Origin of the sequence: Xanthomonas populi, assembly GCF_002940065.1 — a bacterium.
Taxonomy (GTDB): Bacteria; Pseudomonadota; Gammaproteobacteria; order Xanthomonadales; family Xanthomonadaceae; genus Xanthomonas; species Xanthomonas populi.
On the sequence record NZ_MDEJ01000187.1, the window covers coordinates 1 to 5,860 of the forward strand.

The 5,860-nt window shown below is 62.5% G+C and carries 4 protein-coding genes; all 4 read right to left on the reverse strand.

Features of this window, described 5'->3' with window-relative positions:
• Positions 1–560: 560 nt before the first annotated feature.
• Genes XpopCFBP1817_RS19110 through XpopCFBP1817_RS19125 form a run of 4 tightly spaced genes read right to left on the reverse strand, consistent with a single transcriptional unit; the run spans position 561 to position 5,705 of the window.
• The gene (locus tag XpopCFBP1817_RS19110; protein WP_167393982.1) at positions 561–842 is read right to left on the reverse strand and encodes a hypothetical protein; all 282 of its coding nucleotides are present in this window, start codon (positions 840–842) and stop codon (positions 561–563) included.
• On the reverse strand, positions 832–3,180 hold the full coding sequence (locus XpopCFBP1817_RS19115; protein ID WP_128418300.1) for an FdhF/YdeP family oxidoreductase: 2,349 nt from the start codon (positions 3,178–3,180) through the stop codon (positions 832–834). Before XpopCFBP1817_RS19115 ends, XpopCFBP1817_RS19110 begins: the two co-directional genes overlap by 11 nt.
• Positions 3,177–4,022 carry a formate dehydrogenase accessory sulfurtransferase FdhD gene (gene fdhD / locus XpopCFBP1817_RS19120; RefSeq protein ID WP_128418301.1) on the reverse strand — a complete coding sequence of 282 codons (846 nt, stop codon included), beginning with the start codon at positions 4,020–4,022 and terminating at the stop codon, positions 3,177–3,179. Before fdhD ends, XpopCFBP1817_RS19115 begins: the two co-directional genes overlap by 4 nt.
• Before the next feature lie 6 nt (positions 4,023–4,028).
• On the reverse strand, positions 4,029–5,705 hold the full coding sequence (locus XpopCFBP1817_RS19125; RefSeq protein WP_128418302.1) for an OFA family MFS transporter: 1,677 nt from the start codon (positions 5,703–5,705) through the stop codon (positions 4,029–4,031).
• Positions 5,706–5,860 lie beyond the last annotated feature (155 nt).

Sequence of the window (5,860 nt, forward strand, 5' to 3'; positions counted from 1 at the left end):
TCGCTGATTTTTTGAAGGTATGGTCATCATCCAGTGCGTGTCACCACGGCTACGACTTGGTTGTTCGAGGTGCCCTATACAAATAAAACACTAGCTGCCTGCGGCCTTGCTCTATTCGCTGCCATCAGTGCGCAAGCACGGACTACTCAGCATCACATCAAAATCGCTACTAATCCCGGGCTGGGATATCATGCCCATGCAGAACTGAAAAGGGCAGATGGAAGCTTAATCTATTCATGGGACAAGTGGCGTAAGGGGGACCAGGGTATTTACTGGACCTACAACTACGGAAATGACAACTCCTCCATCGAGGTAGTAGTTACAGCAGGCGGAGAAAGCCACAAATTTAGCCGTAAATCTGCAGACGGTAACATCTGCATTGAATTCTACCAGGGAGATGTATATGGGGTACAATGCTAAGATTAATCGCTCGAGCCCAACAGCCTGCTGTGGTATCGCGCTGGAATGATATGAAATAGCTGACGAAGACTATCGCCTAATTGCATAGGCAGCGTAACACAGCGCATAACACGCAAAAACCGCTCGGCAGGCCATCAGCATCACGGCTGACAAGGCGATTGAGTGCCTGGCTCTTGACGCAGCAAGGCAGCATGGCCGGTGGGCGTCAGGACGGCAAATTGCCGCTCACTGCGCTCTTCCACGTGGATCCAGCATGGGCCGGGCTGACCATCCAGGTTGGCACTGCCCAGCCAGGCCAATGTGCGCAGCAGCACGCTCATGCGCACGCCCAGTTGCTTACATAGCCGCGCCAGCGAAACGCCGTCGGGCGTGTCGGCCAGCGCGGTGAGCAACTGTGCGGTGAGCTGTGGATCAGCGGACAAGCACGGCCCCGATATCGCGCGACGCGGCATCGGCAGTCTCGGAGCGATGCGGCAGCACGACCACCGGAATCGATTTGGAGGTCGGCGTACGCGCTTCGTCGGCGAAGCTGGACAGCGGCACCAGCGCGTTGGTTTCAGGGTAATACGCCGCAAGACAGCCGCGCGGAATGTTGTAGTCCACCAGCAGGAAGCGGCGCGCCTCGCGATGCACACCGTCCTCGCACAGGCTTTCCAGGTCTACCCAGTCGCCAGCCTTCATGTTCAACGCCGCGATGTCGGCGCCGTTGATGAAGAGCACGCGACGCTCGCCGAATACGCCGCGATAGCGATCATCCAAGCCGTAGATGGTGGTGTTGTACTGATCGTGCGAGCGCGTGGTGGCCAGCGTAAACACCATTTGGTCGGTGTGAGCGCGGCGCGCGCGATGGATCGGGTTGTCGGTGGGCACCGCGTGCGGTTTGAATACTGCGCGCTGTTGCGGCGTTACCCACTGACGATCGCGCGCGGTGTTGGACAGACGGAATCCGCCTGGTGTCCGTACACGCTGATTGAAATCGCCAAAGTCCGGAAACACCTGTGCGATCAGATCGCGCACACGGTCGTAATCGCCCACCAGCCAACGCCAACGGATCGCACTGCGCGCACCCAGCGTGGCCTCGGCCAGGCGCGCCACGATCGCCGGCTCGGACAACAGGTCCGGCGAGGCCGGCGGATTGATGCCGGCCGACAGGTGCACCATGCTCATCGAATCTTCCACCGTTACGCCCTGCGAGCCGGCGTCCTGGATGTCGATTTCGGTACGGCCCAGGCACGGCAGGATCAGCGCATCGCGGCCATGCACCAGATGGCTGCGATTGAGCTTGGTGGCGACATGCACGGTGAGTTCACAGTTGCGCAGCGCGCGATGCGTGGCATCGGTATCCGGCGTGGCGGCGGCGAAGTTGCCACCCATTGCGAAGAACACCTTGCCGCGCCCGTCCAGCATCGCCTCGATCGCGCCGACGGTGTCGAAGCCGTCTTCGCGCGGCGGCGCAAAGCCGAACACCGATTGCAGCTTGTCCAGGAAGGCGGCCGGTGGTTTTTCGTAGATCATCATCGTGCGGTCGCCCTGCACGTTGCTGTGGCCGCGCACCGGGCACACGCCTGCACCCGGCCGGCCCAGATGGCCGCGCAGCAACAGCAGGTTGGTGATCATGTGGATGGTGGCCACCGAATGCTTGTGCTGGGTGATGCCCATGCCCCAGCAGGCGATCACGCGCTCGGCGTTGAGATAGAGTTCGCCGGCCTTGCGCAGCGCCGCTTCGTCCAGACCGGATTCTTCGACGATGGTGTCCCAGCGTTCCGCCTGCACATCGGCGACAAACGCCTCGAAATTGGCGGTATGCGCGTCGATGAATTCCAGATCCAGCAGCCGTGGCGTGCCATCGCGCTGCGCCTGTGCGTCGCGCTCCAATACATGCTTGATGATGCCCTTCACCGCAGCCAGATCGCCGCCGATCTTGAGCTGGAAATAATCCGAGGCGATGCGCGTGGAGCCGTTGTGCAGCATCTCCAGCTTGTCTTGCGGGTCGGCGAATTTTTCCAGTCCGCGCTCGCGCAGCGGATTGAACGCGGCAATCGCCGCGCCGCGCTTGGAGGCCTGACGCAATTCGCCGAGCATGCGCGGATGATTGGTGCCTGGGTTCTGGCCGAAGATGAAGATCGCATCAGCCAGTTCGAAATCGTGCAGCGACACGGTGCCCTTGCCCACGCCAATCTGCGACCCCAACGCGGTGCCGGACGGCTCATGGCACATATTGGAGCAGTCGGGGAAGTTATTGGTGCCGAATGCGCGCACGAACAACTGATACAGAAACGCCGCTTCGTTGCTGGTGCGCCCGGAGGTGTAGAAGATCGCCTCGTCCGGCGAGGCCAGCCCGTTGAGATGCCCGGCAATCTGCGCGAAGGCATCGTCCCAGCTCACCGGCACGTAATGATCGGTGGCCGCGTCGTAACGCATCGGGTGGGTCAGGCGGCCCTGCCCTTCCAGCCAGTAATCGCTGTACTGCGACAACAGGCTGACGCTGTGCGCGGCGAACAATGCGTTGCCGGCGCGGCGCGCAGTGGATTCGGCGGCCACGGCCTTGGCGCCGTTTTCGCAGAATTCAAAGGTGGAGGTGTGATCGCGATCGGGCCATGCGCAACCGGGGCAGTCGAAGCCGTCAGGCTGGTTGACATGCAGCAGCGTCTTGGCGCCCTGCACCGCGATGTCCTGTTCCATCAGGTGCTTGGCCACCGAGCGCAATGCGCCCCAGCCGCCGGCGGGATTGTCGTACTGCTTAATGGTTTTCTTGCTCATGCGGGCTCTCCCACGCCAACGCCCAACTCCAGGCGTTGCGGATGGCTGTAAACAACACAATCGTGATCGCGGGCAAACCCGATCAGGGTCAGTCCCGCACTGTCGGCCAGGCTGATCGCCAGCGCAGTCGGTGCCGAAATCGCCGCCAATAGCGGAATCCGGGCCTGCGCGGCTTTCATGGCCATTTCGTAACTGGCGCGGCTGGTCACCACCGCAAACCCTTGCGCCGCATCGACGTCTTCGCGCGCCAAGGCACCGATCAACTTGTCCAGCGCGTTATGCCGGCCAACGTCTTCGCGCACGCAACGCACAACCCCCTGCGCATCGGCCCAACCGGCGGCATGCACTGCGCCGGTTTGCGCGGCGATCGGCTGCTGCGCATGCAGCTCATCCAGCGCACGCGCCAAGGCATCCACACCGATCTGCAGCGACGATTGCACCACCGGCGGCACCCGCAACACCGCTTCGATGGATTCGTTGCCGCACACCCCGCACCCGCTGCGTCCATCCAGATTGCGCCGCCGCTGGTCCAACGCGGCAGCGCGTTCGGGCGGAATCTCGATCTGTAGCGAGGCGCCTTCCAGAAACGTCTCCAGCGCAATCACCCGCAAATCCTGCGGACGATCGACGATGCCCTCGCTCAACGAAAACCCGAGCGCGAAATCCTGCAGGTCCTCCGGCGTGGCCATCATCACCGCGAACGGCACCCCGTTGTAATTGAAGGCGACCGGCATTTCGGCCGCCACCATGTCCTGCACCGTGGCGCTGCAGCCGCCGCGATGGCGACGCACCGTGCGCACTACACTGCCGGGACGCACGGAGCGGGAAGACGGACTGGTCATCTCATCTCAATGAAACAGCACGAAGGCTTTTTGCAGCGTGACCCAGATACCGAACAGCATCGGGATGCCGACCGCCAACCAGGCAAACGCGACCAGTGCAGGATTGCCGCCATGCCCGCTACGCGCCAGTTGCTCGGGTGGCAACACGCCATGCCCGCTACGGCCCACTTTCTCGTGCGCTAGCTGCTTTTCGCGCGCCAGTTCGTCAGGCCTCATGAAGTGGCGCGCGGCCACCGGGCGCACCAACAGATTGCAGATCAGACCGAGCACTAACATGCCGGCGAGGATGTACATGGTGGTGTTGTAGACCTGTGACGGCGGGCTGCCGTGGGCAAGCTGGTACTCACGCATGTACCCCACCACCACCGGGCCGAGGATGCCGGCGGTGGCCCAGGCGGTCAGCAGGCGGCCGTGGATGGCGCCGACCATCTGGGTGCCGAACAAATCGGCCAGATACGCCGGAATGGTGGCGAAGCCGCCGCCATACATCGACAGGATGATGCAAAAGATGCCCGCAAACAGCGCGATGCCGCCCACGTCGCCGGCCGATGGCGCGGCGGCGTACAGGCAGATGCCGAGCAGAAAAAACACCGTGTAGGTGTTCTTGCGACCGAGCTTGTCGGACATGCTGGCCCAGAAGAACCGGCCACCGATATTGAACAAGCTCAACAGGCCGGTAAACCCCGCTGCAATGGCCGCGATGCTGGCCAGCTGGGTCGGATCCAGGCGGCCGAAGCCGACATCCACGCCAATCAGACGGCCGCCGAACACTTCCTGCAACATCGGCGAAGACATGCCGATCACGCCGATGCCGGCCGAGACATTCAGGCACAACACGCCCCACAACAACCAGAACTGCGGGATGCCCCAGACCTTGCTCACGTGCACGTGGTTGGCGGTGATCATGGCGTTGTTGCGGGCCACCGGTGCGCTCCAGCCAGCGGGCGTCCAGCCGCTCGGCGGCACGCGGTAGCCGAACGCGCCGGCCATCATGAAGACCAAGTACAGCGCCGCCATCACCAGGAAGGTTTCCATCACGCCCACCGAGGTCGGCGTGGCGAAGTGGCGCATCAATGCATCGGCCAGTGGGCTGCCGATCATCGCGCCGCCACCAAAGCCCATGATCGCCATACCGGTCGCCGTGCCGCGGCGGTCGGGGAACCACTTGATCAAGGTCGACACCGGCGAGATGTAACCCAGGCCCAGACCAATACCGCCGATCATGCCCGAGCCCAGCCACAGCATCCAGATCTGATGGAAGTGGATGCCTGCGGCCGAAATCACCAGGCCACCGCACCAGCACAGCGCCGAGACCACACCGGCCTTGCGCGGGCCCGCACGTTCCAGCCAACCGCCCCAGATCGCTGCCGAGCACCCCAGCAACACGAAGAACAGCGTGTACATCCACTGCAGCTCGCTGATTTTCCAGTCGCAGCTGGTGGCGACCATGCGTGCGAACAGGCCCATGTCGGCCGGGCAGGCAATCGCTTCGGTAATGCCCAGCGCCTTGGACAACGGCAGCCAGAACACGCTGAAGCCGTAGGCCATGCCGATACACAGATGGATCGCCAATGCTGCCGGCGGAACCAACCAACGATTGAAACCCGGACGCGCAATGATGCGCTCCTTGGACAGAAGACCGGCGTCTGCGCTGGCTGTCGCACCGGTGGACCCTTGTGTCATTTCCGTTCCCCCAAAAAATACGATGAGTGCGATGTAGAGCAACCGATAAAACGACTACACGAAAGGTGGGTCAGCGGCTGAGGTTTCCCCACGTTTTCCCGAGATAGATCAGCTGGTTGCACCCGGATCGTGTAGAAACAAGTGCGCGCATGGCG